The following is a 15,690-nucleotide window of genomic DNA, read 5'->3' on the forward strand; positions in this document are numbered from 1 at the left end:
ATATCGACCCGCATGTTCCCCGCTCCCTGTTCCCCGTTCCCCGCTCTCAAGCTATTGTCGTCGCTTTCGACACGCGACTTTCCCCATGCCGTCAACCGCTTCCGCGCGCTCCCTGCGCCTGCTTCCCCTGTTCGCGGCGCTGGCCGCGCTGAGCGCCTGCGCGAGCGGCGGCGGCACCAAGGCGGCGGCACCCTCGGCCCAGGTGAACGCGCTGTACGCGCAGCTGGACCAGGCCAGCAAGGGCTACGACACGGCGCTGCAGCAGGCGCGCGCCGGCGACGCGCAGGCTTCGCAGCAGACGCTGTCCACCTCGCTGGAGCAGCTCAAGCGCGCTTCGGCGCAGTGCGGCAGCAGCCCCGGCTGCGATCCGCAGCGCTTCTTCGCCGTGTACGACCGCCTGCTGCGCCTGAAGGACGGCAGCTTCTCGCTCGGCGACGATGTGGAAGTCAGCGGCGAGCAGACGCCCGAGGGCAGCGCCGGCACCGGCAAGACCGGCGCCGCCAGCCTGCCGCAGGCGCAGCGCAGCGTGACCCTGCTGCACGGCCAGAAGCTGTCGGAGCTGATCGCCATGAACGGCCCGGTGAAGGCGGCGCTGGAGATGTGGCTGACCCAGTGGCGCTCCAACCTGATGGACGCCTACGTCAACTATCAGTACATGCGCTACCAGATGTGGCCGGCCTACCAGAGCCGCGACCTGCCTGAGGCGGTGCTGTTCGGCATCATGGCCAAGGAGTCCGGCGGCAAGGTGCATGCGGTGTCGCGCTCCGGCGCGGCGGGCCCGCTGCAGTTCATGTACGCCACCGGCCTGCGCTTCGGCCTCAGCAGCGACGGCGGCTTCGACGAGCGCTTCGATCCGGCGCTGGCCGCGCGCGCCAACGCCGAATACCTGGACGAGCAGCTCGGCATCTTCAACAACAACCTGGAAGTGACGCTGGCCGCCTACAACGGCGGCGAGGGCCGCATGCGCCGCCTGGTCGGCGACGACACTTCGGTGAGCTTCTACGACCCGCGCATCTACAACCAGCTGTCGCAGGAGACTCGCGACTACGTGCCGGCGGTGCTGGCGGCGGCGTGGCTGTTCCTGCATCCGGACAGCTACAACCTGCGCTTCCCCAAGGTGGACGGCGTGCCGGGCAGCGTGGTGCTGAAGCGGCCGGCCTCGCTGAGCGAGCTCACGGTGTGCCTGGGTTCGGCCGGCAGCATGGAGAGCGGCTGGTTCCGCACCTTGCGCAATCTCAATCCGCGCGTCGATCCGCAGGCGGCGCTGCCGCAGGGCACCAAGCTGGTGGTGCCGAAGCTGATCGAGCCGTCCTATGCGGCGCGCTGCGCCGATGGCCCCTGGCCGATCCTGGCCAACGACCTGCATACCGCGGTGGTGCCGGTGGTGGCCTCGACGCCGGATCCGACGCCTTCGCGTTCCGCGCCGTCGAAGTCGCGCAGCTATACGGTGAAGCGCGGCGACACCCTGGCCGGCATCGTGCGCAAGCTCGGCTGCTCGGACGTGCAGGAAGTGGCCCAGCTCAACGGCATCAGGCAGCAGCACATCAAGCCGGGGCAGACGCTCAAACTGCCCGCGTGCCGCTGAGCCGGACGTAATGGGACGTAGGTTGGGGTGAGCCGCAGGCGAACCCCAACGATGCGTGGCGCTCGATGTTGGGGTTCGCCTGCGGCTCACCCCAACCTACGCAAGCGTTGCTTACGCCGCGGCGAGGCTGTTGCCGCGGGTCGGCGCCGCCTCGGTGCCGTTGCGGTGGGCTTCCTTCAAGCCATGCAGCACCTTCAGCAGATGGCGGTGCTGCAGCTGCAGCTTGAGGTGCGGGGAGTCCTTGGTCTCGTGGTAGGCCACCGCCAGCCACAGCGCCACACCGCGGATGGCGACTTCGGCATTGTCCGACCGCGCGCGCGCATAGCCGACATCGGTGCCCTCGCCCCAGGGCAGATAGCGCTGTTCCGGCGAGGTGCCATAGAGATGCGGGAACTCGCTGCGCGAGGCCTGGCCGATCTCGCGGAGAGTCAGCGTGCCGAGCTGGACGCGCGTGCGGCGTGGCAGGCTGTCGACGATGCGCTCGATCTCGCGGAACTGACGACCCAGCTGCCGGCTGCGGCTCAGGGCGATGATCTGGCTGACGATGCGCATGCGGTTCCTCCGGTCGCGGATTCGGGATGCAGCGCGGCTGCGCGCTGCGGCGAATACGGGTGAGGATAGCGACGCCTCGCTTCGCCTTGCGCCAAAAAAGTCACAAAACGACGAAAAGCGTCACTCGGATCTGTGCGTCAGTTCGTACAGCGACCGAGACGCTGGCCCACTTGCACCACTTGCTGCGGCTGCAGCTGGTCGAATTCCGCCATGCCGTCGGGCAGCAGCAGGATCACCGTCGAACCCATGTTGAAGCGCGCCATCTCGGCGAAGCGCTCCAGCGAAATGTTCTGCCCGGCGAAGGACTTGCGGCGGATCGCCGGCGCGTACGGCGGAATCACCAAGCCGTCCCACACGGTGGCCACGGACGACACCAGGATCGCTCCCACCATCACGGCGACGAACGGGCCGCGCTCGCTCTCGAAGTGGCAGACCAGGCGCTCGTTGCGCGCGAACAGGCGCGGGATCGCCTCCACCGCGAACGGCGCCACGCTGAAGATGCGCCCCGGCACGTGCACGGTTTCCTTCAGCGTGCCGGCCAGCGGCATGTGCACGCGGTGGTAGTCGCGCGGCGACAGATAGATGGTGGCGAAGCGGCCGTTGCGGTACGGCGCGGCGGCGGCCTCGTCGCCCAGCAGTTCGGCGGCGGTGTATTCCTGGCCCTTGGCCTGGAAGATGCGCCCGTCCACGATGCGGCCGGACTGGCTGATGCGCCCGTCGGCGGGGCTCAGCAGGGCCTGCGGGTCGGCGTCGGCGCGGCGCGCGTCCGGCCGCAGCTTGCGGGTGAAGAAGGCATTGAAGTGCTGGTAGGCGAACGGATCGGGCTGGGCGGCCTGGGCCATGTCCACCTGATAGCGGCGCACGATCTGCCCGATCAGGAAGTTCTTCCACGGCACGAAGGTCCAGCGCGTGGCCCAATAGACCACCCGCGACAGCGCGCGATGGGGCAGGAGGTATTGCAGGAGCACTTTGAAAGTCATCCGGCCAGTATATCGGGTAGGGAACGGGGAACAGGGAATGGGGAACAGGTGGGTTGACATGAACGCCGTGGCTGCGACGCTCTTGCCGTTCCCCGTTCCCCGTTCCCCGTTCCCCGTTCCCCGTTCCCCGTTCCCCGTTCCCCGTTCCCCGTTCCCCGTTCCCCGTTCCCCGGCCCGCTATACTTCGCGATCCTCCAGCCGCAGACCCTGGCCGCCGTGACCGCCGAACTCGCCTCCATCATCGATTTCATCCGCTACGGCGCCAGCCGCTTCTCGGCCGCCGGGCTGACTTTCGGCCACAGCCACGACAACCCGATCGACGAGGCCACCCACCTGGTGCTGGCCAGCCTGCACCTGCCGCCGGACATCCCGCCGGCCTACGGCGCCGGCAAGCTCACCGGCGAAGAGCGCGAGCGCGTGCTGGCGCTGATCGAGCGCCGCATCAACGAGCGCCTGCCGGTGGCCTACCTGGTCGGCGAAACCTGGTTCGCGGGGCTGAAGTTCAAGAGCGACCGCCGCGCCCTGGTGCCGCGCTCGCCGATCGCCGAGCTGATCGAATCCGGCTTCCAGCCGTGGCTGGAGCACCGCCACGTCGAGCGCGCGCTCGACCTGTGCACCGGCTCCGGCTGCATCGGCATCGCCATGGCCGAGTACAACCCGGACTGGCGGGTCGACATCGTCGACGTCAGCGACGACGCGCTGTCGCTGGCGCGCGAGAACATCGTGTTCCAGCACGTGGAAGGGCGCGTCGAGGCGGTGAAGTCCGACCTGTTCAACGGCGTGAAGGGCCGCGTCTACGACCTGATCGTGTCCAACCCGCCCTATGTCACCGAAGCCGAATACGCCGCGCTGCCGGGCGAGTACAGCCACGAGCCCAAGCTCGGCCTGACCTCCGGCGAAGACGGCCTGGACCTGTGCCTGCGCATGCTGGACGAAGCGGCCGGATACCTGAGCGAGGACGGCCTGCTGATCGTCGAAGTGGGCGAGAGCGAGCACGCGCTGGTGGAGCTGCTGCCGGAAGTCCCGTTCGTGTGGATCGAGTTCAAGGTCGGCGCCATGGGCGTGTTCGCGCTGGAGCGCCGCGACCTGGTCGAGCACGCCGACGCCATCCGCGCCGCGGCGCGCGCCCGCCACGGCTGAGCCGTGGACCTGCTGACGCCGCGCCTGCGCCTGGATGCCTTGGCCTCTGGCGACGCCGCGGCGCTGTATGCCTATCGCGGCGATCCCGAGGTGGCGCGCTACCAGGGCTGGCAGCCCGCCTCGCTGGATGAGGCGGCGGAATGGATCGAGGCGTTGGCCGCCGAACCCGCGCCGGGTCACTGGTGGCAGCGCGCCATCCGCCTGCGCGACAGCGGCGAGCTGATCGGCGACCTCGGCCTGGGCCTGGCCGCAGATGAGAAAGGCGGCGTGGAACTCGGCATCACCATCGCACCGCCCCATCAGGGCAGGGGCTATGCCGCCGAAGCGCTGCGCGCCGCGCTGGACTGGGCCTTCGCCCGCGGCGCCAACCGCGCCACCGCTTCGGTCGATCCGCGCAACACCGCCAGCGTGGCGCTGCTGTGCTCGCTGGGCATGCGCCAGGAAGCGCATTTCCGCGAAAGCTACTGGCTGCGCGGCGAGTGGGCGGACGACCTGGTGTTCGCCCTGCTGGCGCGCGAATGGCGCACCGGCGCAGACCCGGCGGCCCGTACACGCTAAGCTTGGCCGGTTAGCCCCCAGGAAAAGCCCCGTGTCCAGCAATTCCTTCGGCAAGATCTTCACCGTCACCACGTTCGGCGAGAGCCATGGCCCGGCCATCGGCTGCGTGATCGACGGCTGCCCGCCGGGGCTGCCGATCGAAGAGAGCGAATTCCGCGCCGACCTCGACCGCCGCGCTACCGGCAAGAGCCGCCACACCTCGCAGCGGCGCGAAGCGGACGAGGTGGAGATCCTCTCCGGCGTCTACGAAGGCCGCACCACCGGCACGCCGATCGCGCTGCTGATCCGCAATACCGACCAGCGCAGCAAGGACTACGGCGACATCGTCAGCACCTTCCGCCCCGGCCACGCCGACTACAGCTACTGGCAGAAGTACGGCATCCGCGATCCGCGCGGCGGCGGGCGCTCTTCGGCGCGCGAGACCACCATGCGCGTGGCCGCCGCGGTGATCGCCAAGAAATGGCTGGCCGAGCGCTACGGCGTGCGCGTGCGCGGCTATCTCGCGCAGCTGGGCGGCATCGCGCCGCAGGGTTTCGACTGGGACGCGGTGGAGCAGAACCCGTTCTTCTGGCCGCACGCGGCGCAGGTGCCCGAACTTGAGAAGACCATGGACGCGCTGCGCAAGTCCGGCGACTCCGTCGGCGCGCGCGTCAACGTGGTGGCCGAGGGCGTGCCGCCGGGCTGGGGCGAGCCGATCTACGGCAAGCTCGACGGCGACCTCGCCGCCGCCATGATGTCGATCAATGCGGTGAAGGGCGTGGAGATCGGCGACGGCTTCGCCGCGGTGGCCCAGCGCGGCAGCGAGCATCGCGACGAAATGAGCCCCGCCGGTTTCGCCTCGAACCATGCCGGCGGCATCCTCGGCGGCATCAGCACGGGGCAGGCGGTGACCGCTTCGATCGCGCTGAAACCGACGTCGAGCATTCTGATTCCCGGCCACAGCGTGAACCTGGCCGGCGAACCGGTCGAGGTGGTCACCAAGGGCCGCCACGATCCCTGCGTGGGCATCCGCGCCACGCCGATCGCCGAGGCCATGATGGCCCTGGTGCTGATGGACCACGCCTTGCGCCATCGCGCCCAGTGCGGCGACGTGGGCGAGGTGAGTCCGCGCCTGGCGTGAGCGCGCTTTGCGTGCACCGCCGGCGCGGCAAGACTGATGTGAGTACATGAGCGCAAGACAGAAAGTGTGGGTGTCGCGCCCCTTGTTTCCGGAAGTGCTGGCGCGGCTGTCCGAATACGTCGACGTGCAGGCCGAGGCGATCGAGCGCCGGCATGCGCCGGAAGCGCTGCGCGAGCACCTGTCCGGCGTCGATGGGGCCATCATCGGCCTGGCCGACCCGGTGGGCGCGGCGGTGGTGGAAGGCAACCAGCGCCTGCGCGTGATCGCCAATCTGGCGGTGGGCTACAACAACCTCGACGTGCCGGCGCTGACCCGCGCCGGCATCCTCGCCTGCAACACCCCCGACGTGCTCAACGAGACCGTGGCCGACTACGCCTGGGCGCTGATGCTGGGCGCCGCGCGTCGCGTCGGCGCCGCCGAACGCTGGCTGCGCGCGGGGCAGTGGCAGGGCGGCATGCGCTTCGACGACTGGCTGGGCGTCGACGTGCACGGCAAGACGCTGGGCATCCTGGGCATGGGCCGCATCGGCCAGGCCATCGCGCGCCGCGCGGCCGGCTTCGACATGCATGTGCTCTATCACAACCGCTCGCGCCTGCCCGAGCCGGTGGAGCGCGAATGCCGCGCCAGCCCGGTCGACAAGGCCGAACTGCTGCGCCGCGCCGATCACCTGATCCTGGTGCTGCCGTATTCGCGCGAAAGCCACCACGCCGTCGGCGCGGCGGAACTCGCGCTGATGAAACCCACCGCGGTGCTGGTGAACGTGGCCCGCGGCGGCATCGTGGACGACGCGGCGCTGGCCGCCGCGCTGCGCGAGGGGCGGCTGGCGGCCGCGGGGCTGGACGTGTTCGAGGGCGAGCCGGCGCTGCATGCGGACCTGCTGCGTCTCGAGAATGTCCTGCTCAGCCCGCATATCGCCAGCGCCAGCGCGGATACGCGCCGCGCCATGGCCGCCCTGGCCGCCGATAATGTGCTGGCCGCGCTGGGCCACGGACCGCGCGCCGGACGTCCGCCGGCGCCGCTCAATCCTGAAGTGATGAAACGTTGGTCCTAAAAAGCGGCTGTTTCAAAGCGTGATGCCATTCACGCCCAGGCAGATCGCGTATTGTTTTGCCCTCAACCCCGGCTAGATTTCCGTTGATGCGGATGTCGGCCCCGTTCGGACGGATCTCCGAGTCCCTCTACTGAAACCTGGAACATGAGCAAGAAGAGCAGCTACAAGGTGGCGATGGTCGGCGCGACGGGCGCCGTGGGCGAAGCCCTGCTGGCTATCCTGGCGGAGCGCAAATTCCCGGTCGGCGAGCTGGTCCCGCTGGCCAGCGAGCGTTCGGCGGGCGGCAAAGTGGACTTCGCCGGCAAATCGGTCACCGTGCGCAATCTTGCGGACTACGACTTCGCCGGCGTGGACATCGCCTTCTTCTCCGCCGGCGGTTCGGTCAGCCGCGAGCACGCGCCCCGCGCGGCGGCGGCCGGAGCGGTGGTGATCGACAACACCTCGGAGTTCCGCTACCAGGACGACATCCCGCTGGTGGTGAGCGAAGTGAATCCGCACGCCATCGCGCAGTACACCAAGCGCGGCATCATCGCCAATCCGAACTGCTCGACCATGGGCATGCTGGTGGCGCTGGCGCCGATCCACCGCCAGGCCGGCATCACCCGCATCAACGTGGCCACCTACCAGTCGGTGTCCGGCGCGGGCCGCTCGGGCATGGAGGAACTGGGCCGGCAGACCGCGGCGCTGCTCAATTTCCAGGACGTGGAAAAGTCGAAGTTTCCCAAGCAGATCGCCTTCAACGTGATCCCGCACATCGACGACTTCCAGGCCAACGGCTACACCAAGGAAGAAATGAAAATGGTCTGGGAGACCCGCAAGATCCTGGAAGACGACACCATCCAGGTGAATCCCACCGCGGTGCGCGTGCCGGTGTTCTACGGGCATTCCGAGGCCGTGCACATCGAGACCCGCGACAAGATCACCGCCGAACAGGCCCGCGCGCTGCTGGAAAAAGCCGAGGGCGTGGTGGTGCAGGACGAGCGCAAGGCCGGCGGCTATCCCACCCCGGTGGGCGACGTCGCGGGCAAGGATCCGGTCTTCGTCGGCCGTATCCGCGAAGATATTTCTCACGAGCGCGGCCTGGACCTGTGGATCGTCTCGGACAACATCCGCAAGGGCGCGGCGCTGAACGCGGTGCAGATCGCCGAACTGCTGATCGAGGAACATCTCTGATGCAAACCCGCCTGACCAGCCTGGCGCTCTGCGCCGCATGCCTGGCGATGCCGGCCTGGGCCGGTCAGCAGGCGGGGACCGCGGCCCCCGCTCCCGCACCGAAGGCCGAGGCCGAGCACCGCGTCGCCAGCAAGAACGCCGAAGTGCAGCGCCTGCAGCACGACGTCGCCTCGCAGGAGGCCCAGAGCGAGCAGGCCGACCGCAGGATGGAGCAGCAGGACCGCGCCATCGCGGAGCTGCGCCAGCAGCTGGAAGCACTGAAAAGCACCAAGGCCGCTCCCGGCCCGGGCCATTGAGCAAGACCCAATAAGCGGGACCGCTGCGAGAACCTCTCGCAGCAATGCGTTGTAAATATCGGCCGCAACTATTGTTTGTGGGCCTTTTTCTAACTTAAAGTGTCGTCTTGTCGACGGAATCGCCGCCCAAGTGCGGCGATCCTTATATAAGAAACGTCACGGGGCAGTTCGGGGGAACACGCGATGAATCGTTCGTTGAGACTGTCGGTGCTGCTGGCGCTGGCCTTAGGCAGCACCCAGGCCGCCGCGCTCGAACTGGGCCAGATCCAGGTCAAGTCGGCCTTGGGCCAGCCCTTGCTGGCCGAGATTCCGCTGAACCCGGAACATCCTTCCGAGCTGCAGAACCTGTCCGCCAAGCTCGCCTCCGGCGACGAATTCGCCAAGGCCGGCATCAGCGGCGCGCCGAACATCCCGCTGCAGTTCGCGGTGATCGACGGCGGCAACGGCCGCAAGGTGATCCGCATCACCAGCGCCGCGCCGGTGAACGATCCCTACCTCGACCTGCTGGTCGAAGTGAGCAGCGCCACCGGCAAGAGCGTGCGCGAATTCGCCATCCTGCTCGACCCGCCGAGCAGCCCCGGCGCCGCGCCCGCCACCCGCGCGCCCGCCGTCGCTTCGTCCTCCAGCAAGCCCGCGCGCCATGCCGCGCCGGCACCCGCCGCCGACGAGCAGCAGGCTGCCGCCAAGCCCGCGCCCGCCAAGCCGGCGCCGGCCGCCGCGCCGGCGCTGAAGAACGGCGAATACGGTCCGGTCGAGCGCGGCCAGACGCTGTCGTCCATCGCCAAGGACACCGCGCCGCAGGGCGTGGACATCAACCAGATGCTGCTGGCCCTCAAGCAGGCCAACCCGGATGCGTTCTACCGCGACAACATCAATGCGCTGAAGACCGGCGCCGTGCTGCGCGTGCCTTCCGCGCAGGACGCGCAGGCCATGGCGGTGGCCGCGGCCGCCGCCGAAGTGCGCCGCCAGAACGGCGACTGGAGCTCGGGCGCCGCGCGCACCGCCACCAGCGTGGCCGATGCCGGCACGCGCCCGGCCGCTTCCACCGCGCCGACCGCCGGCAAGGGCGAACCGTCCGACCGTCTCTCCCTGGTGCCCGCGAAGGACGGCGCGCAGGGCGCCGCCGGCGGCAGCGCCAAGGGCGACGGCAAGGACGCCAAGGCCGCGGCCGGCCTGCGCGAAGACCTGCTGCGCAGCAAGGAGGCGCTGGCCACCCTGGAACAGCAGGGCAACGAGCTGAAGTCGCGCCTGAAAGACCTGGAAGACATCAACCAGAAGAACACCAAGCTGCTGGCGCTGAAGGACAACGAGATCGCCGACCTGCAGCGCAAGCTGGCCGAAGCCCGCAAGGGCGCGCCGGCGGCCGCCGCCGAGGCCAAGCCGGCCGAAGCGAAGCCCGCCGTCGCCGAAGCGCCCAAGCCCGCCGCCGAGGCGCCCAAGTCCGCGCCCGCCGCCAGCGCACCCAAGCCCGCCGACACGCTGGCCGTGACCCCGGCCGGCACCAGCTCCGCCCCGGCTTCCACCGGCAGCGCCGCCGCCACCGCCCCGGTGGCCAGCACGCCGGCCAAGCCGGAGAACAAGCCGGCGCCGAAGCCCGCCCCGGTGGCGCCGCCCGCGCCGGCCGAGGAAGAGCCCTGGTACATGCAGACCTGGGCGCTCGCCACCGGCGCCGGCGCCGTGGTGCTGCTGCTCCTGGGCGCGCTGCTGGGCCGCCGCAAGAAGTCGGGCGATGCTCCGGCGCCGCGCTCCGCTTCGTCGCTGGCCGACCGCTTCGGCGCCGAACCGACCATCGGCGGCTCCGATCCGGACCAGGACGAACTGCTCGACCAGCTCGCCGAGCATCCGGACGACGTCGGCCTGCACCTGGAACTGGTCAGCCTGTACTACAGCCGCCGCGACGTGGAGCACTTCGAAGCCGCCGCCGAAGCGATGCACGCGCACATCTCCAGCCCCGACCAGCCGGAATGGCTGGACGTGGTGTCGATGGGCGAGGACCTGGTCCCCGGCCATCCGCTGTTCTCGGGCGGCAACCCGCCGCCGCTGCCGCCGCAGAACGAGGACGAGCACGAGGCGCTGCACCAGTTCGACCTGGACCGCTACGCCGAGACCCAGCACGATGACATCCCGCCGATCCCGGCCGCTCCGCTGCCCCCGAAGAACCCCAAGGTCAGCGAGTACCACTTCGACTTCGACCTGACCCCGCGCCCGCTGGCCAACGCCGCGCCGGTAGCCGCCGAGCCGGAGCCGGTCGCCGCGCCGGAACGCGAGCCGGTGTCCACCTGGCAGTTCGCCGACCTGGAAGACGAGATTCCGGCCGCGCCGGCGCACAGCCCGGTGGAAGACGATTTCGCCCACGCCGGCGATGCGCACGAAGGCGGCTTCAACGACGACCCGGTCGACACCAAGCTGGACCTGGCCCGCGCCTACCTCGACATGGGCGACCCGGACGGCGCGCGCGCCATGCTGGAAGAAGTGCTGCACGAAGGCACCCAGATGCAGAAGGACGTGGCGCAGAAGCTGCTCGACGGCATCCGCTGAGTTCTCGCTGCAGGTGTTTTCTTATCGGGCCGGCTATATGCCGGCCCGATGTTTTTGGGGCTTGCCACAGGCGCGGGATGCTAACCTCGTCGGCCTTGCAGCTTCGCCTGGCTCCACATGCGCATCGCCCTGGGCATCGAATACGACGGCACCGACTTTCTCGGCTGGCAGCGGCTGACCCACGGGGCCACCGTGCAGGGCGCGCTGGAGAAAGCCCTGTCGTTCGTGGCCGCGCATCCGGTCGAGGTGACCTGCGCCGGCCGCACCGACGCCGGCGTGCACGGCCGCTGCCAGGTGGTGCACTTCGACACCGAGGTGCAGCGCGATCCGCGCGGCTGGGTGCTCGGCGCCTGCGCCAACCTGCCGCGCAGCGTGGCGGTGCTGTGGGCGCAAACGGTGCCGGAAGATTTCCATGCGCGCTTCTCCGCACGCAGCCGCCGCTATCGCTACCGCATCCTCAACCGCCCCGTGCGCGCGGCGCTGGATGGGCGCTACGTGACCTGGGAGCGCCAGCCGCTGGATGCCGCGCGCATGCACGAGGCGGCGCAGGCGCTGATCGGCGAGCACGATTTCACCGCCTTCCGCGCGGTGTCCTGCCAAGCGGCGCATGCGCGGCGCGAAGTGCTGGCGGTGAGCGTGCGGCGCGAGCAGGAACAGGTGCTGGTGGAGATCGAAGCGAACGCGTTCCTGCATCACATGGTGCGCAATATCGTCGGCTCGCTGCTGCCGGTGGGGCGCGGCGAGCAGCCGGCGGCCTGGGTCGGCGAACTGCTGGCCGGGCGCAATCGCGAAGTGGCCGGGCCGACCGCGCCGTCCTCAGGCCTGACCTTCCTCGGGCCTCGCTACGAAGCGCACTGGGGCCTGCCGCCGGAGGTGAGCCAATGACCCGCATCAAGTGCTGCGGCATGACGCGCGTGGAAGATGCGCGGCTGGCCGCGCAATACGGCGCCGATGCGATCGGGGTGATCTTCACCGCGCGCAGCAAGCGCCGGGTGGATATCGCGCGCGCCAGGGACATCTGCGCCGCGCTGCCGCCGTTCGTCAGCACCGTCGCGCTGTTCATGGATGATGACGCCGCCCATGTGCGCGAAGTGCTGCGCGAGGTGCAGCCCGATCTGCTGCAGTTCCATGGCGATGAAAGCGACGACTGGTGCGCGCAGTTCGGCCATCGTTATCTGAAGGCCATCGCGATGGGCGAGGGTGCCGCGGCTTTGCCGCGGCTGCGCGAGTATCCCGGCGCGGCGGGGTTGTTGCTGGATGGGCATGGGCTGGGCGAAGCGGGCGGCGGCGGCAAGGCCTTCGACTGGTCGTTGATGCCGACCGATCTCGATCAGCCGCTGATCCTTGCTGGCGGATTGACCGCCGAGAATGTCGCGCACGCCGTTCGCGTGGCGCAGCCGTGGGCGGTGGATGTGTCGAGCGGGATCGAGTCCGCGCCCGGCATCAAGGATGCAGCGAAGATGTACGCCTTCATCGAGGCAGTGCGCCAGGCCGGCTAAAAGCTCGTCATTCCGGCGCAGGCCGGAATCCAGTAACGGTAGCGTTCGGTGAACGCCTCATCGTCAGAGCGCCCATCGCTTCGTCTTGAGCAAACGCTGTCGTCACTGGATTCCGGCCTGCGCCGGAATGACGAGCAAAAAAGCGCCGCTCAATCGTCGCTCAGCGCACCACGCAGCCAACCGGCAAGCGCATCCGCCTGCGGCCCCGAAGCCCTTCGCGGCACGGCAAGAATCCAATGCGCCGGCGTGGTGACAAACCCCCACGGCGCCAACAACCGCCCGCTCGCCAGATCGTCCGCCACCAGCTGCACCGGTGCGATCGCCACGCCCAATCCCGCGACCGCTGCTTCGAGCAGGTAATACAGATGATCGAAGCCCTGCCCATAGCTCAGCTGTGCCGGCTGCAGCCCCGCCAGCGCCGCCCACTGCGGCCACGCCTGCGGCCGCGAAGCGGTATGCAGCAGCGCCTCGCTCAACAGCCCCTGCGGTGACCGTTGCTGCAGCTTCGACGCTCCCGGATAGCGCGGACTAAGCACTGGCCCGATCCGCTCCGGCGCCAGCTCATGCACGCGCCAGTCGCCCGGCCATGGCGGCTCCGCCAGCAGCAGCGCGGCATCGATGCCGGCCAGCGACGCATCGAGCGGCGCTTCCTGCGCGGAGAGGTGCAGCTTCAAGCTCGGCAGGTCCTGCCGCAGCCGTTCCAGCCGCGGAATCATCCAGCGCGCCAGCAGGCTGCCGGGACAGCCCAGCACGAACGGCGCGTCCGCCTGGCCGCGCGCCACGCGGGCCCAGGTATCGCGCAACTGTTCGAACGCATCGCGCGCGCCATCGCGCAACTGCTCGCCCGCCGCGGTCAGCGCCAGGCCGCGGCCCTGGCGCGCGAACAGCGGCTGGCCCAGCGCTTCTTCCAGCGCGCGCAGGTGGCGGCTGATCGCACCATGGGTGACGTGCAGTTCCTCCGCGGCGCGGCTGGCGCTGCCCAGGCGGGCGGTGGCCTCGAAGGCGCGCAAGGCATTCAGCGGGGGCAGGTCGCGGACGGCTGACATGTGAGTTTTGCTGACAGGTTGCGGCGATCTTATCGCTTTTCGCGAAGCCGGGCCGTGCGTTAATTTATCGGCCTGGCGCCCGCGGAAAGGTTTTTCGCGGCGCCCCTGCCGCTAGAGGAAACCGCACATGTCCCAGGACTTCCACCGCTGGCCCGACGAGCACGGCCGCTTCGGCGACTTCGGCGGCCAGTACGTCGCCGAGACCCTGATGGCGCCGATCGCCGAGCTGACCGAGGCCTACCTGCGCCTGCGCGAAGACCCGGCATTCCTCGCCGAGCTCGATCGCGACCTGAAGTACTACGTCGGCCGCCCCAGCCCGATCTATCACGCCGAAGGCCTGTCCCGGCACGTCGGCGGCGCGCAGATCCTGCTCAAGCGCGAGGACCTCAACCACACCGGCGCGCACAAGATCAACAACACCATCGGCCAGGCCCTGGTGGCCAAGCGCATGGGCAAGCCGCGCGTGATCGCCGAGACCGGCGCCGGCCAGCACGGCGTGGCCTCGGCCACGGTGGCCGCGCGCTTCGGCCTGAAGTGCGTGGTGTACATGGGCGCGGTGGATATCGAGCGGCAGAAGATCAACGTCTACCGCATGAAGCTGCTCGGCGCCGAAGTGGTGCCGGTGACTTCCGGTTCGAAGACGCTGAAGGACGCGCTCAACGAAGCCATGCGCGACTGGGTCACCAATGTGGCCGACACCTTCTACATCATCGGCACCGTGGCCGGCCCGCACCCGTATCCGATGATGGTGCGCGACTTCAACGCCATCGTCGGGCGCGAGGCGCGCGAGCAGATGCTCGCGCAATACGGCCGCCTGCCGGATGCGATCACCGCCTGCGTCGGCGGCGGCTCCAATGCGATCGGCCTGTTCCATGCGTTCCTCAACGATGCCGGCGTGCGCATCGTCGGTGCGGAAGCGGCGGGCGAGGGGATCGCCACCGGACATCACGCCGCCTCGCTGGCGGCCGGGCGTCCCGGCGTGCTGCATGGCAACCGGACCTACGTGCTGTGCGACGACAACGGCCAGATCACCGAGACGCATTCGGTCTCCGCCGGCCTCGATTACCCCGGCGTCGGCCCCGAGCATGCCTTCCTGAAGGACGCCGGCCGCGCCGAATACGTCGGCGTCACCGACGACGAGGCGCTCGAAGCGTTCCATCTGCTGGCGCGCACCGAGGGCATCCTCGCCGCGCTCGAATCCAGCCATGCCGTGGCGCAGGCGATCAAGCTCGCCCGTGGCATGCCCAAGGACCAGCTCGTGCTGTGCAACCTGTCCGGCCGCGGCGACAAGGACGTGCACACCATCGCCGCCCGCGAAGGAGTGCAGGTATGAACCGCATCGACCGCCGTTTCGAAGCGCTCAAGCGCGCCGGCCGCACCGGCCTGATCCCCTTCGTCACCGCCGGCGATCCCGCGCCGGAACACACGGTGGCGTTGATGCACGCGCTGGTCGAGGCCGGCGCCGACGTGATCGAGCTGGGCGTGCCGTTTTCCGACCCGATGGCCGACGGCCCGGTGATCCAGCACGCCAGCGAGCGCGCCATCGCCAAGGGCGTGGGCCTGGCCGACGTGCTCGGCTGGGTCCGTGCCTTCCGCCAGCGCGACGCCGACACGCCGGTGGTGCTGATGGGGTACCTCAATCCGGTGGAGATCCACGGCTACGAGCGCTTCGCCGCCGAAGCCGTCGAGGCCGGCGTGGATGGCGTGCTGCTGGTCGATTGCCCGCTGGAGGAATCGGCCGTGCTGGCCCCGCTGAAGGCCGCCGGGCTGAGGCAGATCCTGCTGGCGGCCCCCACCACCGCACCCGCGCGTATGGCGCGGCTGTGCGGGTCCGCAGAGGGTTTCCTGTACTATGTGTCGTTTGCCGGCATCACCGGCGCGGGGCGCTTGAGTACCTCGGACATCGCGGCCCGCGTGGCCGGGATCCGGGCCAGCGCCAAGGCGCCGGTGGCAGTGGGCTTCGGCGTGCGCGATGCGCAGAGCGCCAAGGCCATCGCCGGATTCGCCGATGCCGTGGTCATCGGCAGCGCGCTGGTCGAACGGCTGGCGGGGGCCGAGCGGGCGGACGACATCGCCGACCGCGCCAGGGCTTTCCTGCAACCGATCCGCACGGCGCTGGACGCACACTGAAACGATCTTCCTGATCGTTTCG

At 69.6% G+C, this 15,690-nt stretch carries 15 protein-coding genes; 12 read left to right on the plus strand and 3 right to left on the minus strand.

Annotation, left to right across the window (positions count from 1 at the left end; all coding sequences use genetic code 11):
• Positions 1-85: 85 nt before the first annotated feature.
• A complete protein-coding gene (locus FHW85_RS13440; protein ID WP_168648560.1) occupies positions 86-1,585 on the plus strand; it encodes a transglycosylase SLT domain-containing protein in 1,500 nt (499 codons plus the stop codon).
• A 111-nt stretch (positions 1,586-1,696) separates the two neighbouring features.
• Here the strand turns inward: FHW85_RS13440 and FHW85_RS13445 are convergent, their stop codons facing one another.
• Both FHW85_RS13445 and asd read right to left on the minus strand, forming a co-directional pair.
• Complete coding sequence (locus FHW85_RS13445; protein WP_167255800.1) at positions 1,697-2,137, minus strand: hypothetical protein; 441 nt, start codon at positions 2,135-2,137, stop codon at positions 1,697-1,699.
• Between the two features lie 137 nt (positions 2,138-2,274).
• A complete protein-coding gene (gene asd, locus FHW85_RS13450) occupies positions 2,275-3,117 on the minus strand; it encodes an archaetidylserine decarboxylase (RefSeq protein ID WP_168648561.1) in 843 nt (280 codons plus the stop codon).
• Between the two features lie 216 nt (positions 3,118-3,333).
• On the opposite strand from asd, the gene prmB reads away from it, so the two are divergent.
• The 9 genes from prmB to FHW85_RS13495 all read left to right on the plus strand — a co-directional run bounded on the left by prmB (position 3,334) and on the right by FHW85_RS13495 (position 12,492).
• Positions 3,334-4,257: a 50S ribosomal protein L3 N(5)-glutamine methyltransferase gene (prmB, locus tag FHW85_RS13455; protein ID WP_167255796.1), complete on the plus strand. Its 924-nt coding sequence runs from the start codon at positions 3,334-3,336 to the stop codon at positions 4,255-4,257.
• Between the two features lie 3 nt (positions 4,258-4,260).
• On the plus strand, positions 4,261-4,815 hold the full coding sequence (locus FHW85_RS13460) for a GNAT family N-acetyltransferase (protein ID WP_168648562.1): 555 nt from the start codon (positions 4,261-4,263) through the stop codon (positions 4,813-4,815).
• Positions 4,816-4,846: 31 nt separating this feature from the next.
• Positions 4,847-5,935 carry a chorismate synthase gene (gene aroC, locus FHW85_RS13465; RefSeq protein WP_168648563.1) on the plus strand — a complete coding sequence of 363 codons (1,089 nt, stop codon included), beginning with the start codon at positions 4,847-4,849 and terminating at the stop codon, positions 5,933-5,935.
• A 46-nt stretch (positions 5,936-5,981) separates the two neighbouring features.
• Complete coding sequence (locus FHW85_RS13470; RefSeq protein WP_168648564.1) at positions 5,982-6,986, plus strand: D-glycerate dehydrogenase; 1,005 nt, start codon at positions 5,982-5,984, stop codon at positions 6,984-6,986.
• A gap of 144 nt (positions 6,987-7,130) precedes the next feature.
• Positions 7,131-8,159, plus strand: a complete 1,029-nt coding sequence (locus tag FHW85_RS13475) for an aspartate-semialdehyde dehydrogenase (protein ID WP_167255788.1) — start codon at positions 7,131-7,133, stop codon at positions 8,157-8,159.
• On the plus strand, positions 8,159-8,455 hold the full coding sequence (locus tag FHW85_RS13480; protein ID WP_168648565.1) for a hypothetical protein: 297 nt from the start codon (positions 8,159-8,161) through the stop codon (positions 8,453-8,455). The genes FHW85_RS13475 and FHW85_RS13480 overlap by 1 nt, the downstream gene beginning before the upstream one ends.
• Positions 8,456-8,638: 183 nt before the next feature.
• The gene (locus FHW85_RS13485; protein ID WP_168648566.1) at positions 8,639-10,993 is read left to right on the plus strand and encodes a FimV/HubP family polar landmark protein; all 2,355 of its coding nucleotides are present in this window, start codon (positions 8,639-8,641) and stop codon (positions 10,991-10,993) included.
• A 117-nt stretch (positions 10,994-11,110) separates the two neighbouring features.
• Positions 11,111-11,878: a tRNA pseudouridine(38-40) synthase TruA gene (gene truA / locus FHW85_RS13490; protein ID WP_168648567.1), complete on the plus strand. Its 768-nt coding sequence runs from the start codon at positions 11,111-11,113 to the stop codon at positions 11,876-11,878.
• The gene (locus FHW85_RS13495; RefSeq protein WP_168648568.1) at positions 11,875-12,492 is read left to right on the plus strand and encodes a phosphoribosylanthranilate isomerase; all 618 of its coding nucleotides are present in this window, start codon (positions 11,875-11,877) and stop codon (positions 12,490-12,492) included. The genes truA and FHW85_RS13495 overlap by 4 nt, the downstream gene beginning before the upstream one ends.
• Before the next feature lie 149 nt (positions 12,493-12,641).
• Here the strand turns inward: FHW85_RS13495 and FHW85_RS13500 are convergent, their stop codons facing one another.
• Positions 12,642-13,538 carry a LysR family transcriptional regulator gene (locus tag FHW85_RS13500; RefSeq protein WP_167255778.1) on the minus strand — a complete coding sequence of 299 codons (897 nt, stop codon included), beginning with the start codon at positions 13,536-13,538 and terminating at the stop codon, positions 12,642-12,644.
• 127 nt (positions 13,539-13,665) lie between these two features.
• Here FHW85_RS13500 and trpB point away from each other — a divergent pair, with 127 nt between their 5' ends.
• Together trpB and trpA are read left to right on the plus strand one after the other, a co-directional pair.
• Positions 13,666-14,871 (plus strand): tryptophan synthase subunit beta, encoded by a 1,206-nt coding sequence (gene trpB / locus FHW85_RS13505; RefSeq protein WP_168648569.1) that lies wholly within the window; start codon positions 13,666-13,668, stop codon positions 14,869-14,871.
• Positions 14,868-15,668: a tryptophan synthase subunit alpha gene (gene trpA / locus FHW85_RS13510; protein WP_168648570.1), complete on the plus strand. Its 801-nt coding sequence runs from the start codon at positions 14,868-14,870 to the stop codon at positions 15,666-15,668. The genes trpB and trpA overlap by 4 nt, the downstream gene beginning before the upstream one ends.
• The last annotated feature ends 22 nt before the right edge of the window (positions 15,669-15,690 follow it).

It is taken from the genome of Dyella sp. SG609, assembly GCF_012275375.1.
GTDB lineage: Bacteria > Pseudomonadota > Gammaproteobacteria > Xanthomonadales > Rhodanobacteraceae > Dyella_D > Dyella_D marensis.